At 62.3% G+C, this 16,089-nt stretch carries 12 protein-coding genes; 2 read left to right on the top strand and 10 right to left on the bottom strand.

All coding sequences use genetic code 11. The annotated features are described in order from the left end of the window. Positions 1-108: 108 nt before the first annotated feature. The 10 genes from C8K18_RS20330 to C8K18_RS20285 all read right to left on the bottom strand — a co-directional run bounded on the left by C8K18_RS20330 (position 109) and on the right by C8K18_RS20285 (position 14,219). Entirely contained in the window at positions 109-1,437 is a 1,329-nt protein-coding gene (locus C8K18_RS20330) for an Nramp family divalent metal transporter (RefSeq protein ID WP_107709403.1), read from the bottom strand. A 61-nt stretch (positions 1,438-1,498) separates the two neighbouring features. Further along, complete coding sequence (locus C8K18_RS20325; RefSeq protein WP_107709401.1) at positions 1,499-2,701, bottom strand: acyl-CoA dehydrogenase family protein; 1,203 nt, start codon at positions 2,699-2,701, stop codon at positions 1,499-1,501. Positions 2,702-2,927: 226 nt separating this feature from the next. Then, positions 2,928-3,584 (bottom strand): methionine ABC transporter permease, encoded by a 657-nt coding sequence (locus C8K18_RS20320; protein ID WP_029970121.1) that lies wholly within the window; start codon positions 3,582-3,584, stop codon positions 2,928-2,930. Then, the gene (locus C8K18_RS20315; RefSeq protein ID WP_107709399.1) at positions 3,577-4,737 is read right to left on the bottom strand and encodes a methionine ABC transporter ATP-binding protein; all 1,161 of its coding nucleotides are present in this window, start codon (positions 4,735-4,737) and stop codon (positions 3,577-3,579) included. The genes C8K18_RS20320 and C8K18_RS20315 overlap by 8 nt, the downstream gene beginning before the upstream one ends. Before the next feature lie 18 nt (positions 4,738-4,755). Continuing rightward, a complete protein-coding gene (locus tag C8K18_RS20310; RefSeq protein ID WP_107709396.1) occupies positions 4,756-6,153 on the bottom strand; it encodes an LLM class flavin-dependent oxidoreductase in 1,398 nt (465 codons plus the stop codon). A 43-nt stretch (positions 6,154-6,196) separates the two neighbouring features. Then, positions 6,197-7,039 (bottom strand): MetQ/NlpA family ABC transporter substrate-binding protein, encoded by an 843-nt coding sequence (locus tag C8K18_RS20305; protein WP_107709394.1) that lies wholly within the window; start codon positions 7,037-7,039, stop codon positions 6,197-6,199. A 212-nt stretch (positions 7,040-7,251) separates the two neighbouring features. After that, entirely contained in the window at positions 7,252-8,841 is a 1,590-nt protein-coding gene (locus C8K18_RS20300; RefSeq protein WP_107709393.1) for an efflux transporter outer membrane subunit, read from the bottom strand. A 13-nt stretch (positions 8,842-8,854) separates the two neighbouring features. Beyond that, entirely contained in the window at positions 8,855-12,040 is a 3,186-nt protein-coding gene (locus C8K18_RS20295) for an efflux RND transporter permease subunit (RefSeq protein WP_006052751.1), read from the bottom strand. A gap of 70 nt (positions 12,041-12,110) precedes the next feature. After that, entirely contained in the window at positions 12,111-13,319 is a 1,209-nt protein-coding gene (locus C8K18_RS20290; protein ID WP_006052752.1) for an efflux RND transporter periplasmic adaptor subunit, read from the bottom strand. Positions 13,320-13,364: 45 nt separating this feature from the next. After that, entirely contained in the window at positions 13,365-14,219 is an 855-nt protein-coding gene (locus C8K18_RS20285) for an alpha/beta hydrolase (protein ID WP_029970114.1), read from the bottom strand. Positions 14,220-14,391: 172 nt separating this feature from the next. On the opposite strand from C8K18_RS20285, the gene C8K18_RS20280 reads away from it, so the two are divergent. Together C8K18_RS20280 and C8K18_RS20275 are read left to right on the top strand one after the other, a co-directional pair. Continuing rightward, on the top strand, positions 14,392-15,396 hold the full coding sequence (locus C8K18_RS20280; protein ID WP_006049438.1) for a LysR family transcriptional regulator: 1,005 nt from the start codon (positions 14,392-14,394) through the stop codon (positions 15,394-15,396). A gap of 223 nt (positions 15,397-15,619) precedes the next feature. Beyond that, positions 15,620-15,931 (top strand): DUF4148 domain-containing protein, encoded by a 312-nt coding sequence (locus C8K18_RS20275; protein ID WP_006049439.1) that lies wholly within the window; start codon positions 15,620-15,622, stop codon positions 15,929-15,931. Positions 15,932-16,089: the final 158 nt, after the last annotated feature.

The following is a 16,089-nucleotide window of genomic DNA, read 5'->3' as shown; positions in this document are numbered from 1 at the left end:
GGACCCACGATGACGGCTGGTCCGCCCGATTCGTACCGAAGCCTCAAGAAAAAGTCCGCGCAGAATAAATTCTGCGCGGACTTTTTTGTTTGGTGCTGCGCTGTTCTCTTAGCCCGCCAGTCCCACCGTCTGCACGACAAGCCAGAGATTCGCCGCAGTGATCACCGCAAACAGCGACCACGCGACGATTCTCGTCAGCAGCGTATTCGCGAACTCGCCCATCAGCGAACGGTCGCCCGTCATGCGGATCAGCGGATAAAGCGCGAACGGCAATTGCAGGCTCAACACGACCTGGCTTGCGACGAGCAGTTTGCCCACCGCGCCGTTGCCCATCATCTGCACGCCGATCAGCGCGGGAATCAACGCAAGCGCGCGTGTGATGAAGCGACGCTGCCAGCAAGGAATCTTCAGCTTCAGAAAGCCTTCCATGATGACCTGTCCCGCGACCGTGCCCGTGAACGTCGAGCTTTGTCCCGATGCCAGCAGCGTGACCGCGAACAACACCGCCGCGAAGCCGGTGCCGACAATCGGCGCGAGCAGCTTGTACGCGTCTTCGATTTCGGTGACCTGATTGTGGCCGGTTGCATGAAACGCAGCGGCCGCGAGAATCAGGATCGCCATGTTGATCATCAGCGCGAGCAGCAGCGAAGCGATGGTGTCGATGCGCGACATGCCGATTGCGGAGCCGATGCTCGCGGGATCGCGCTTGACCGCGCGCGTCTGCACGATCGACGAATGCAGATACAGGTTATGCGGCATGACCGTCGCGCCGAGAATGCCGATCGCGAGATACATCGGCTCGCGCGAACTCAGCGCCTGCCACGACGGAATCAGCCCTTGCGCGACCGACGGCCAATGCGGCTTCACGAGCGCAAGTTCGACGATATAGCCGACGCCGATCGTCGCGATCAGGCCGAGCATGATCGCTTCGAGATCGCGGAAATTTTTGCCCTTCAGGCCGAGCACGATCAGCGTATCAAATGCCGTGAGCAGCACGCCCGTGGTCAGCGAGCATTTGAAGAGCAGATGGAATGCAAGCGCGCCGCCGAGCACTTCGGCGAGATCGCACGCGATGATCGACAACTCGGCGAGCAACCATTGGAACCGCGCGACGGTCGGCGAATAACGCGCTCGCGATAGTTCAGCGAGATCGCGCCCGGTGACGATGCCAAGACGCATGCTCAGGCATTGCAGCGCCATCGCCGCGAGACTCGAGAACATGACGACGAACAACAGGCTGTAGCCGTAACGCGAGCCGGCCTCGATGTCGGTCGCCCAGTTGCCGGGGTCCATATAGCCGATCGAAACCAGCAGGCCGGGGCCCGCGAACTGCAGGATCTTCTTCCAGAAAGGCGCGCCTTGCGAGACGGCGACCGAGCCTTGCACTTCGGATGGACAAAACGGCGCCGTTGCCGTGGTCGGTAGTTTGAACTGCAATCCGGGAATCTCTCGAGGAGGAATAAAAGCGCCGCGCAGAATGGCTGCGCCGCGGACCGCCTCAAGTGTACAAAGAAACTTCCGGCAATGTCCCGCTCAGTGCATAACGGCCGACATCGCGCACGCGATAGTCGAGCGGATCGTGCAGCGTATGCACGCGCGCGTTGCGCCAGAAGCGGTCGAGCGCAAGCGGCCCGTGCGTGGCGCGCGCGCCGCATGCATCGAACAGTTTTTCGCTGACGTCGAGCGCCGCGCGATGCGCGACGATTTTCGCTTCGGATGTGGCGAGCGCCACATGCGCGCGCGCTTCGGCGGACAGCGAGGGGCCTTCGCGCCACGCGGCGTCGAGCGCCTGCGCGGCGCGCTCCGCCAGCGCCTCGGCGCTCACCGCCTGGATGCGCATTTCGCCGAAACGCTGGATCAGGTACGGATCGTCGGTCGCTTTGGCCACGCCCGAAGTCAGCCACGGTTTGCCGTATTGCGTGACATACGCGCGGGCTTCGTCGAGCGCACCTTGTGCAATGCCGACGAACAGATTGGTCATGACCTGCTGCGAGACGAGCGTGCGCAAACTCGCGTACGGCGTATCCGCGCGATGCAGCACTTCATCCGGCTCGACCCTGACCTGCGCGAATGAAACGCTGCCGCTGTCGGTCTGCCGCTGCCCGATCGGATTCCAGTCTTCATTGACGGTGATGCCCTCGCGCGTGGTCGGCACCACTGCAAATACCGAGTTGCCGGTGAGCGGATCTTGTGCGGAGACCGTCATCATCTGCGAGCCGCGCGTGCCTGAGCAAAAGCCCTTCTGGCCGTTCAGAAGATAGCCGCCGTCAATCGTTGCACTTGCAACAAGGCGCGTATCGAGCGGATTCACCGCATTGCCCCACCACCATCGTTCCTTGACTGTGCCGCTCAAATAGCGCGCGCGCTGTTCGGCATTGCCCCACACATTGACGCTCACTTCCTGCAGGAAAGTGAAGCCGAGCAGATGAGCAAGCGCACTGTCGACCTGCGCGATCTTGCGAATCACCTGGTATATGTACGGCCACGATGCGCCCTCGCCGCCGAATTCGCGCGGCACGGCGAGCGTGAGCAGGCCGGCGTCGGCGATCCACTGTTTTTCCTGTGCGGCATGGCCGCCGGCAAGATCGCGTTGCGCGGCGCTCGCATGCAATGCGTCGAGCAGGCCGGTGAGATCTTGCACCGCCGGCGCGGCGGACGCCTCGCGCGCGTGCAGCGCCGCGGCGTGACCTGAATCGTTCATGCTGTTTCCAGTGATGATGTTTGCGGTGTGACCTGCGGTGCAGGCGGGACCGTGCTCGCAACGCTCACGAGAGGCTCACGGCCGTCATCCAGCAGGTTTCATGATAGGCGGTGATGCCCGCGACCGATAGGAGTGGCGCTATTCGTCATGCGAAAGCGCTGTATCAGCCGGTCGCCTTAAGAGCGTCGCGAGTACCCTGCGTTCGTTCGACGCACGACGCCGCTTGTCACGCGCGTTGCGCGAGCCGCCGCACGAAGCGGTCGCCCACCAGTTGCACCGCCGTCACGATTGCAATCAGCAACGCGATGACCGTGACCATCACCGTGGTATCGAAACGCTGATAGCCGTAGCGGATCGCCAGATCGCCGAGGCCGCCCGCGCCGACCGCGCCCGCCATCGCGGAAGAACCGATCATCGCGACCACCGTGATCGTGAAGCCGCCGACAATGCCGGGCAACGCCTCAGGCAACAGCACATGCCAGATGATATGCCGGCGCTGCGCGCCCATCGCCTGCGCTGCCTCGATTAGTCCACGGTCCACTTCACGCAGACTCACTTCGGCCACGCGCGCAAGGAACGGAATCGCGGCGATGCTAAGCGGCACGACCGCTGCCCACACGCCGATCGTCGTGCCGATGAGTAAGCGCGTGAGCGGCAGCAATGCGACCAGCAGAATGATGAACGGCGTCGAGCGGAACGCATTGACGAGCGCGCCCAGCGTGCTGTTCACCGCGCGCTTTTCGAAGATGCCGCCGCGTGTGGTCGTGACGAGTACGAGCGCCAACGGAATGCCGACGAGCGCCGCGATCAATGCGGAGATACCGACCATCAGCACCGTATCGCGTATCGCACCGACGAGTTCGGAAAGCCAGAGCTCAGACATAGCCCAGCACCTCGACATGATTCGCGTGGCCGCGCGCGCGTTCGAGCAATGCGGCGATCTGCGCATGCACGCTCGCGCGTCCGTTCGCGCGCACTTGCGCCGACACGATCAGGCGCCCTTGCGCATGCCCCTGAATCCGGTCGATGCCGCCATGCACGAAACTCACGCTGCTTCCGTCGACGCTGAGCGCGGACGCGAGGCCGGCGAGATCGGGGTCGCGCGCGTCATCGCCGGTGAAGCGCACGTCGAGCAGAACGCGTGCGTCGGCTTGCGCGATATCGGCGAGCGGCTTCACGCGCTCCGCGAGATCGGCGGGCAAATCATGCACCAGCGTGCGCAGCAACGCTCGCGTGGCATCGTGCTGCGGCTCGCCGAATACGCGCCACACCGGGCCCGTTTCGACCACACGGCCACGCTCGATCACGGCAACCGTATCGCACACTTCACGAATCACCTGCATTTCGTGCGTGATTAGAACAACAGTCAGCTTCAGGCGTCGATTGATGTCGCGCAGCAGTGCGAGAATCGCCTGCGTCGTTTCGGGATCGAGTGCGGACGTGGCCTCGTCGCAGAGAAGAATGTCGGGGTCCGTAACGAGCGCGCGTGCAATGCCGACGCGCTGCTTCTGCCCGCCTGACAAACTGGCCGGATACGCATCGCGCTTCGCCGCCAGACCGACGAGTTCGAGCAATGCATCGACCTTCGCGTCGATTGCCGCCTTCGGCACGCCCGCAATTTTGAGCGGCAACGCGATGTTCTCGCGCACCGTCTTCGCGGACAGCAGATTGAAGTGCTGAAACACCATGCCGATGCGTCGGCGCAGCGTCACGAGTCCGCGTTCGTCGAGTTCGCCGACACTTACGCCATTCACGCGCACCGCGCCCGAGCTCGGCTTTTCGAGTCCGTTGACGAGCCGCAGCAACGTCGATTTGCCCGCGCCGCTGCGCCCAATAATGCCGAACACTTCGCCGCGTGCAACGTTCAACGTGACGTCCGCGAGAGCCGCGGTCGACACGCCGCGCGTGCCCGCAAAGACTTTGCCTACGTTGTCGAATACGACAGCGGCCTGCGTCGGCGCTGCGTTCGAAACAGGTTCGGCTGCACGCGACGGTGCGTCCTGAATGAACTGCGGCACATCGAAAAGATTAGCCATGCTTTGCTCCTGTCAGACTTACGCGGTTTGCTCGACGTTTGCACGCGCGCGCCGATGCTGCGCGCCGGCATGCACATCGGGCAAACGCGCGCGGCCGCCGCCGAACAGCTTCTCGCGCAAAGTCGGCGCGGGATCGTAGTCTTCCTTGTAGACGCCGCGGTTTTGCAGTTCGGGCACGACGAGATCCACGAAGTCCTCGAACGATTCCGGCATCACCGTGCGCGTCAGATTAAAGCCATCCACGCCCGCTTCTTCGATCCACGACACGAGTTCGTCGGCAATCTGCTGCGGCGAGCCGACCACCGGTTTCGCGCGACCGCCGAGCGTCATCTGTTCGAGCACTTTGCGTTTGGTCCACACGCCGCTCACGCCCTTTTTGGAAATGGCTTCGACTGCGGATTGCATCGACTCCGTCTTCACATACGAGATCGGCTCGTCCAACTCGTATTGCGAAAAGTCGATACCTGTCGAGCTGGAAAAGTGCGCGATGCCTCCTTCAGCGCTTGCATAACGCCGGTACTCTTCGAACTTCTCCTGCGCCGCGCGCTCCGTTTCGCCGACCACTACCGTAATGCCCGCGAAGATCTTGATGTCGTCGGGCGCGCGCCCAAAGCTCACGGCTCGCGCGCGAATGTCATCGACAATGGAACGGGTCAACTGCTTGTTCTGTCCGCCGACAAACACGCACTCCGCATGACGCGCCGCGAAATCCACGCCGCGGCTCGAAGAACCCGCCTGATACAAAACCGGCGTGCGTTGCGGAGAAGGCTCACTCAAATGAATCGCGTCGAGCGAATAGTACGGACCGTCATGCTTCACGCGATGCACCTTGCCCGGCTGCGAAAAAATGCGTGCGGCACGGTCGCGCACCACGGCGTCGTCTTCCCAGCTTTGCTCCCAGAGCTTATAGACGACGTCCATGTAATCGTCGGCGCGGTCGTAGCGGTCGTCGTGACTGATCTGCTGCGCGAGTCCCATGCCGCGCGCGGCGCTGTCCAGATAGCCGGTCACGATATTCCAGCCCACGCGGCCTTTGGTCAGATGGTCGAGCGTCGACATGCGGCGCGCGAACAGATACGGCGGCTCATACGTGAGATTCGACGTGACGCCAAAGCCGATATGCCGCGTCACATGCGCCATCGCGGGCACGATGAGCGCCGGGTCGTTGATCGGAATCTGCACCGCCTCGCGCAACGGCGTATCGGGACCGTTTTGATAAACGTCGTATACGCCGACGATATCCGCGAGAAAGATGCCGTCGAACTTGCCGCGTTCGAGCGTCTGCGCGAGACTCGCCCAGTAGTCGAGATCCGTGTAGTGCGCAGAGCGATCCCGCGGATGCGTCCATAAGCCATGATTGATGTGGCCGACCGCATTCATATTGAACGCGTTCAGCAGGATCTTTTTCTTCGGCATCGCGTAGTCGCTCCTGTTGTTCTATCCGGCGCGCGAGCGCCCCTTACCACGCGACTGCGTACAGATTGCCGAACGCTTTATCGAGCGCGGCGCGCACGGCCGGCGAATGCTGATAGATCGAAATGAACTTGCGAATACGCGGATCGTTCGCGCTTTCCGGACGCACGACCCATTGAATCGCGTAGTTCTTGTTCTCGAGGCCGTCGAATAGCAGCGCGCTATTCGGGTCCGTCGTTCCCGCGAGCTTGATGAAGCTCGGGTAGCCTTGCGCGAGGTCGACGTCGTCGAGCGAACGGGCGAGTTGCGAGGCTTCGAGCTGAACGATCTTCAGATGCTTCGGGTTGTCGATAATGTCGAGCGTCGTCGCGCGATAGTCGATGCCCGGCGTCAGCTTGATCAGGCCCGCGCGTTGCAGCAGCAACAGGCCGCGCCCGCCGTTCACTGGATCGTTTGCGATGGCCACGGTCGCGCCGTCTTTCAGTTCGTCGAAGCGTTTGATCTTTTTCGAGTACAGCCCGATCTTCATGATCGTGCCCGGCGCAATCGCGACAAAGTTATAGCCGCCCTGCTTCTTTGCATTCTCGAGAAACGGAATGTGCTGGAAGTAATTGACGTCGATGTCCTTGTTCGCGAGCGCGGCGTTCGGCGTATTCCAGTCGGTGAATTCGATCACCTTTACATCGAGTCCCTGCTCTTTCGCCTCGCGCACCGCGATTTTGAGTGCTTCGATTTGCGGGCTCGTCGCGGTGCCGATCTTCAGCGTCGGCGCGTCCGCCGCGAACGCGGGCGCCGCGGGCAAAGCAAGTGCAAAGCCAAATGCGCTCAGAAGCGCGAGCGTCGGCGCACGGAAAAAGCGCCGCGCATTGAAGAAAAGAAAAGTGCGCATGGTGGACTCTTGATGAAGATGTGATGTATTCGCGGCGAGTCAGATCGACGGCCTGCGCCAAGGTGCGAATCATCATAGAGGCCACGATGCCTGCGGGTCTACGAACGGATTTTCGAAAGGAAAGCGCGAAAAAAGATTTGCGAAAAAAAAACCGGAGCGCGCTTGCGGCGCGATCCGGTTCTACAACAGCAGTCAATAATAGACGGAAGCGTTTAGCGCTTTGCCACCTGTTGGTCGGAAGGTGCAGCCGGCGTTGTAGCCGAACCAACAGCCGTATCCGACGCCGGCACATCGCCCCAACCGCCGCCGAGCGCGCGAATCAGGTTGACGGTCGCGACCGCTTGCGTGCCCTGCAAATGGCTCGCCTGCAGTTGCGTGCTCAACACCTGCCGCTCGCCGTCGATCACGTCCAGATAGCTGACCGCGCCCTCGGTGTACTGCGTACGCGACAGACGCGCGGCGCGCTGCGACGCCTGCACCGCATTGTTTTGCTCGCGCATCTGATCGTCGAGCAGACGCAGATCGGCCAGGTTGTCCTCGACTTCGCGGAACGCGACGAGAACTTGCTGACGATACTGCGCGACGTCCTCGTCGTATTTCGCACGAGCCTGCGCGAGATTCGCCTTACGCCGGCCGCCGTCGAACAGCGGCAGCGTCAATGCCGTGCCAGCAAACGGCCCGAGAATGAACGCGCGGCTCGACCACATGAAGAGATCGCCCAGCGTGGCCGACTCATAGCCGAATGCGCCGGTAATGTCGAGCTTCGGGAAGAACGCCGACTTCGCGAGACCGACGCGCGCATTTGCCGCCGCCATCGCGCGCTCGGCCGCCGACACATCGGGCCTGCGTTCGAGCAGCGCCGAAGGCAACCCCGGCGGCACGCGCACTCCGACCGGCACGAGCGGCGCTTCGGCGAACGAGAAGTCTGCCGGCGGCTTGCCGAGCAGAATCGCGAGACTATGCTCGGACGCCGCGCGCTGACGTGCGACGCCTACTGCGTCGGCGCGTGCGCTCGCGAGTTCATTGCGGGCACGCGACACATCCAGTTCGCTAATGTCGCCTTCCTTGAAGCGGCGCTCGACGAGCTTCAGCGTATCTTCACGCAACGCGACCGTGCGGCGGTACAGGTCCTGGTCGGTATCTAGCTCGCGCAACTGGAAATAGTTTTGCGCGACGTCGGCCTGCAGCGACAACTGCACCGAACGGAACAGCGCTTCGCTTTGCTGCTCGTCCGCACGCGAGGCGTTCACGTTCGAACCGACACGCCCGAACAGATCCGCCTCATATGACGCGCCGACCTGCGCGCGCCAAATGGTGCCGGTCGTGCCGCCCACGCTATCCGGCTGGAATTGCGAGGCCGCCGACGCCCGTTCGCGCGTCGGGCCGAAGCCCGCGTCGAACTTCGGAAACCAGTCCGACTTCGCCGCACGCGTGACCGCACGCGCCTGCTGCACACGCGCCGCCGCCGCTTTCAGGTCCTGATTCGCGGCAGCCGCCTGCTCTTCGAGCGCGTCGAGTTGCGGGTCGCCGAAAATCTTCCACCATTCGCCGCGATGCGCGTCGTCCGCAGGTTGCGCGGTTTTCCACGTACCGGTGTCCTGAGCCGACGCACCCGATGCACCCGACGCAGCCGATGCAGCCGACGTTCCCGAAGCCGCTACCGGCGCTTCCTTGAACGCGGTCGGCGTGTCCACTTCGGGACGCTTGTACGTGGGCTCAACCGAGCAGGCGGCGAGCAGCGCGAGCAGCAAACCGCTCGCTGCCGCACGGCCCCATCCACTCAAAATCTCAAAGCGTTTCATTGTTGTTCTCTCCTCAGGCGTCCGTGACCGGCGCGCCGATGCGCGGCGAGTCCTTCTGCGCGACATGAATCGTCCCGCCGGCCAACGTACGCAGCACCACATAGAACACCGGCGTCAGCATCAGCCCGAACAGCGTCACGCCGAGCATGCCGAAGAACACCGCAATCCCCATTGCATGACGCATTTCCGAACCGGCTCCGGTCGACAGCACCAGCGGCACGACACCCATGATGAACGCGATCGACGTCATCAGAATCGGCCGCAGACGCAAGCGGCTCGCTTCAATTGCCGCCGACAGCGGCGTGTGTCCGTCGTGTTCCAGTTCGCGGGCGAACTCCACGATCAGAATCGCGTTCTTCGCCGACAAGCCCACCAGCACCATCAAGCCGATCTGCGTGAAGATGTTGTTGTCGCCGCCCGTGAGCCATACGCCGGTCAACGCGGACAACACGCTCATCGGCACGATCAGGATCACCGCGAGCGGCAGCGTCAGGCTCTCGTACAGCGCGGCCAGCACGAGGAACACGAGCAGCACGCTGATCGGGAACACCCACAAGCCCGCATTGCCGGCAAGAATCTGCTGATACGTCAGATCGGTCCATTCGAGCTTCACGCCATGCGGCAGAACTTCCGCCGCCACGCGCTCAGCCGCGGCCTGCGCCTGGCCCGACGAGAAGCCCGGCGCCGGTCCACCGTTGATGTCCGCAGCCGTATAGCCGTTGTAACGCACCACCATTTCCGGACCGTACGTCGGCGTGACCGTGACGAGCGACGACAACGGCACCATGTCGCCCGCGCTGTTGCGCGTCTTCAGTTGCAGGATGTCGTCGGCGCGTTGACGGAACGGCGCGTCCGCCTGCACCCGCACCTGATAGACGCGGCCAAAGCGGTTGAAGTCGTTCACATACAGCGAGCCCAGATAGATCTGCATCGTGTTGAACACGTCAGTGACCGGCACGCCGAGCTGCTTCGCCTTCACACGATCCAGATCCACGTTCAGTTGCGGCACGTTGATCTGATAGCTCGAGAAGGTCGGGCCAAGCTCAGGCGTTTGCGCCGCCTTCTTCACGAATGCCTCCGCTGCCTTGTTCAACTCCGCGTAGCCGAGCGCGCCGTGATCCTCCAGTTGCATCTTGAAACCGCCAAGCGTGCCGAGACCGAGCACAGGTGGCGGCGGAAACACGGCAACGAACGAATCCTTGATCGCGCCGTATTGCTGATTCAACGAGCCCGCAATCGCGCCTGCCGAGAGCTTCTTGTCGCCGCGGTCCTTGAACGGCTTGAGCGTGACGAACACGATGCCCGCGCTCGAACTGTTCGTGAAGCCGTTCACCGACAAACCGGGGAACGCCACCGCGCTTTCCACGCCCTTCTGCTTCAGCGCGATCGCGCTCATGTCACGGATCACTTTTTCCGTGCGATCGAGCGACGCGCCGTTCGGCAGTTGCGCGAACGCGATCAGGTACTCCTTGTCCTGCGCGGGCACGAAACCGCCCGGCACGATACGCGCGATCAGCACCGTTGCACCGACCAGGATCGCGTACACCGCGAGCATCGCGCCCTTACGGCGCAGCACGCCCGTCACGCCACGGCCATAACCTTCGGAGCCGCGATGGAACACCTTGTTGAAGCCCTTGAAGAAGCGGCCCAGCAGGCGGTTCATGATGCGCGTGAGGAAGTCTTCCTTCGCGCCATGACTGCGCAGCAGCATCGCGGACAACGCCGGCGACAGCGTCAGCGAATTGAACGCCGAGATCACCGTGGAGATCGCGATGGTCATCGCGAACTGCTTGTAGAACTGGCCCGTGAGACCCGTCATGAACGCGAGCGGCACGAACACGGCGACGAGCGTCAGCGCAATGGCGATAATCGGCCCGCTCACTTCCTGCATCGCCTTGTACGTCGCATCGCGCGCACTGAGTCCGTTTTCAATGTTCCGCTCGACGTTCTCCACCACGACGATCGCATCGTCCACCACAATGCCGATTGCCAGCACCATGCCGAACAGCGACAGCGCATTGATCGAGAAGCCGAATGCAAGCAGCAGTGAGAACGTGCCGACAATCGACACCGGCACGGCGATCAACGGAATGATCGACGCACGCCACGTCTGCAGGAACACGATCACGACGATCACCACCAGCGCGATGGCTTCGAGCAGCGTATGCACGACCGCCTCAATACTCGAACGCACGAACTGCGTCGGGTCATAGACGATCTTGTATTCGACGCCCGCGGGCATGTCCTGCGCGAGATCCTTCATCGCGGCGCGCACTTCATCGGAAATCGCGAGCGAGTTCGCACCCGGCGCCTGATTGATTGCGAGCGCAACGGCCGGCTTGTTGTCGAGCAGCGAACGCAGGCCGTATTCCGACGCCGCGAGTTCGACGCGCGCAATGTCGCGCAGATAGGTCACGCCGCCATCGGGCGTGGTCTTCACGATGATGTTGCCGAATTCGTCCTCGGTCTTCAGACGGCCGCGCGCATTCACCGACAACTGCAATTGCGTGCCCGGCACCGAAGGCGACGCGCCGATCACACCGGCCGCCACCTGAATGTTCTGCTCGCGAATCGCATTAGCCACTTCGGTCGCGGTCAAACCGCGCTGCGCGACCTTCTGCGGATCGAGCCACACGCGCATTGCGTAGTCGCCCGAACCCCACAACTGGACCTGGCCCACGCCCTGAATCCGCGCGAGACGATCCTTCACGTTCAGAACCGCGTAATTGCGCAGATACGTCATGTCGTAGCGGTCGTTCGGCGAGATCAGGTGCACGACCATGGTGAGCGTAGGCGAGCTCTTGATGGTCGTCACGCCGAGCCGCTGCACGTCTTCCGGCAAACGCGGCAGCGCCTGGTTCACGCGGTTCTGCACGAGCTGGGTCGCGAGGTCCGGGTTCGTGCCGAGCTTGAAGGTGACCGTCAGCGTGAGATTGCCGTCGCTGTTCGCTTGCGACTGCATGTACAGCATGTTCTCGACGCCATTGATCTGCTCTTCGAGCGGCGAAGCGACGGCTTCCGCGATCACTTTCGGATTGGCGCCCGGATACTGCGCGTGGACCACGACCGACGGCGGCACCACTTCCGGGTACTCGGAAATCGGCAGCTTGAAGAGCGAAATCACGCCCGCCAGCAGAACCAATACCGATAGCACGCCCGCGAAAATCGGCCTATCGATGAAGAATTTGGATATGTTCATTGGAAGCTCTTGATGTTTGGAGCAAGCGGTTGGAGCACGCGCCGCGCGTTCAATGCCGCGGCGCGAACGCTCACGAGTTCTTGTCCGCTTTGGCGCGCTGCTGCGCGAGCGGCGCGCTGTTCGGGTCCTGGTCGGTCGTCATCGGCACCATGTGCGCGCGCACTGCATCGCCGGGCCGCACACGCTGAACGCCGTTCACCACAATCCGGTCGCCTGGTTTCAGGCCGCCCTTCACGACACGCAGATTGCCCTGCATATCGCCGAGCGAAATCTCGCGATACACGACGTGATTGTTCTGGTCGACCACCAGCACGAACTTCTTGTCCTGGTCGGTGCCGACGGCGGCGTCGTCGATCAGCACCGCCGGATGCGGTTCGCTGCCGCCCACTTTCACGCGCGCATACAGGCCCGGAATCAGCGTGCCGTCCTGGTTATCGAAACGCGCGCGCACGCGGATGGTGCCCGACGACGTATCCAGACGGTTGTCCACCGACTCGATCGTGCCGCTGCGCGAGTAGCCGCTTTCATCCGCGAGACCGAGTTCCACCGGCACCTTGCCGCCGTCTTTCGCGCGACGCAGGTATTGCAGATAGGTTTGTTCGTCCGCGTCGAACGATGCGTAGATCGGCGATACCGACACGAGCGTGGTCAGCGGCGCCGAGCCCGCACCTGCCGACACGACGTTGCCCACCGTGATCTCCGCGCGCGATACGCGGCCCGATACCGGCGCCGTGATCTTCGTATAGCCGAGATTGATGCGTGCGGTTTCGAGCGCGGCTTGCGCGGCCTTCAGGTTCGCACTCGCTTCGCGCGCGGCGTTCTGCTTCTCGTCGTAATCGCGCTTGGCGATCGCGTTGTCGGTGATCAGGCGTTGCGCGCGTTCCCAATCGCTTTGCGTGTAGCCCGTGCGCGCCTGCGCGGCCGCGAGCTGCGCTTCCGCGCGCGCGACTTCAGCCGCGTACGGGCGCGGGTCGATCACGAACAGCGTGTCGCCTTTCTTCACGAGCGCGCCGTCCTTGAAGTTAACGGACACGATGGTGCCTGGCACCTGCGAACGCACGTCCACTTTTTCTACCGCTTCTAGACGGCCCGAATAGCTCTGCCAGTCGGTGATCGTTTTTTGCACCACGGTGGCGACATCGACTTCCGGCACGATGGTCGGGGCGGCAGGCGAACTCGCGTCCACGCGAATTGCGCCGAATGTGCCGAGTCCGGCCAGCACGAGTACCGCTAGTGTGGCAACCGCCACGCGGCGGCGGGAAAGAGGAAGGATGGTCATGTGTAGCTCCCGGTATCGTTGATTAAAGTTCTGCTTGTTTCTGTTTCAGCGATGGGCGCGCGCATCGAAGCGCCACTGAAAAAATCGCACTGCCTCCTGCAAGGCGGGCGGATGATCGGCGAGCGCCGCATGCGAGACGGCCGGATAGCGGACCACCTGGGTCAGCACACCGGCGTCGATCAGACTGCTCGCGTATTTCTCCGCCTCGACATGCAGCACGTCGTTTTGCGCCGTCGCGATCAGCGTGGCCGGCAAGCCGGCGAGCCGCGACGATTCCAGCGGCGCCGCATACGGATGCATGCGTTGCGACGCCTGCGGCAAGTACGCGCGATAACAGGCCGCGCATTCTCTTGCCGTGATGTCCGAGCCGAGGCGCTTTTCATCGCCAAGGCGCGTGAGACTCGGGTCCAGCATCGGCCCGAACAAAGCTTGCGCGGAAATTTGCACGTCGCCGCGATCGCGCGCGATGAACGCGAGGCAATTAGCCAATTGGCCGCCCGCGTCATGGCCGGCCACGCCAACCTTCCTGCTATTGCCGCCAAATGCACGCGCCCGCGTCTGCACCCACAATGCCGCGCGATGTGCGTCTTCGGGCGCAGCGGGAAATGGAAACTGCGGCGCGAGCGAATAACCGACCGACACCACCAATGCAGGTAAATGTTCTGCGAAATAGCGCGACGCAAAGTCGGCCTGATCGATCGACCCCTTCGTAAAACCGCCGCCGTGAAAATAAAGCAGTACCGGCAGTGCGGTTTTCTTCGGCTGCCGGTACAAACGCAACGTGATGTCCTGCGCGTGTCCTTCTATCTGTACGTCAGTGACTTCGAGTGCCGTGCTGTCGGCCCCGGCCGGCGCAATGCCGGCGGGCACAAATGAGTACGGCGGTTTGAATGCTTCCATGTCGAGCCGCGCAATGCGCAAAGAACTTCAATGGTGCGAATTGTGGGTTCGGCAGACTCGTAAATAAATGCCTATAATCCGGCAACACAATTCGGCCCCTCTGAACAATCGAACCGATTGCTCGGCGGATTCGAATCCTGCTCAGTACGCCTGCCCCTTCTGGAGGTTTGCAATGGACCGGCTTCAGGCCATGCAAGTGTTCACGCGTGTCGTCGACACAAACAGCTTTACTCGCGCGGCTGAAACGCTCGACCTGCCGCGCGCATCGGTTACCACGATCATTCAGAACCTCGAAGCGTTCCTCGGCACACGGCTCATGCACCGCACGACGCGGCGCCTGTCGCTCACGCCGGACGGCGCGGCGTACTACGAACGCTGCGTGCGCATCCTCGCGGACGTGGAAGAGACCGAGGCCAGTTTTCAGAGCGGCAATAAAAAGCCGCACGGCAAGTTGCGCATCGACATGCCGGGTTCGATTGGCCGCCTGCTGGTGATTCCACAACTATGTGAATTCCACAAGCGCTACCCGGACATCGATCTGCAACTCGGCTTGTCGGACCGGCCGGTCGACTTGCTGCAGGAAGGCGTGGATTGCGTGGTGCGCGTCGGCGCGCTACAGGATTCCTCGCTGGTGGCGCGACGGATCGGCCTCTTCGAGGGCGTGTCGTGTGCGTCGCCGGAGTACATCGAACGGGCCGGCATGCCGACTTCGCTCGAGGACCTGGAAAATCACAAAGCAGTCAATTACTTCTCGAGCCGCACGGGACGCACGCTCGATTGGGCATTCCTGGTTGATGGTAAAGAGGTTGAAGTAAAAATGAAGAGCATTGTGTCGGTGAACGACGCCGATGCCTACGTGACCTGCGGGCTGGAAGGTTTTGGCCTGATTCAGCCGGCGCTCTTCATGGTGCTGCCGCATTTGCGTGCGGGCCAACTCGTAGAAGTACTGCCCGAGATGAAGCCTTTGCCGATGCCTATTTCGGCAGTCTATCCGCACAGTCGGCATCTGTCGCCTAAAGTCCGTGTTTTCGTAGACTGGATTGCGGAAGTGTTCGACCGTTGCCCACTACTGAGTGGCCGCGGCACGCTCGACGCAACCTGCTCGAAGCGCACGCTCGAAGAACGCGAGTCCGCTCCGGCACTCGACACACCGGTTATATCCGAATGGGTCGCGTGACTCAACTCAATTGAAGTGCAGATAGTGAAACAGTGAATTCCAACCGCGGCGCTAATGCCGCGGTTGTTGTTTCGGCCTGTGTTTATAAGGCTTGTCGTTCGATTGTTCTGGAATCGCGACAATTCATTTCGCGAAAGCGCAATTTATCGGCGCTCGCTCGAAGTCTACATTTCACCCTGTCGCAGCACCCGTCGTGCTGCAAATGAATCGACAGGAGTGAATCATGAAACGCAATCTTCTCGCAGGTCTTACTCTCTCGCTGCTCGTGAGCGCGCCGGTATTCGCACAGAGCAACGGCATCGGCCACGCAGGCAGCTATCAGACTCAACCCACCGCCTCGACGACGGCGACGGGCGGCAAGACGCGCGCCGAAGTGCAGGCCGAACTGGTCGCCGCCTATCGCGACGGCTCGCTGCCTTCGCTCAATCGCACGACGTATCCGAACAAGGGCTTGATCGGCCAGACGCAAGCCGCGCGTATCGCGCTGCAGGAAGGCGCGAATGGCGATGTCACGCGCGTGGCAAACGGTCAGTAAATTCTCAGCAATGCAACAAGAAGCTCGCCGCAATAGTTAGCCATCCGGATTAATGCCGATGACGGCGAGCCCAACAGACTTCAGCACTTTATAAAGGAGCACACCATGACACCATCGGAACTCGACCACTGGAACACCGACTCCGCAGTATGGACGCC

Source organism: Paraburkholderia sp. GV068 (assembly GCF_003058125.1).
GTDB lineage: Bacteria > Pseudomonadota > Gammaproteobacteria > Burkholderiales > Burkholderiaceae > Paraburkholderia > Paraburkholderia graminis.
Note: the sequence above shows the minus strand (reverse complement) of the source record. Positions and strands in the feature narration are given on the sequence as shown.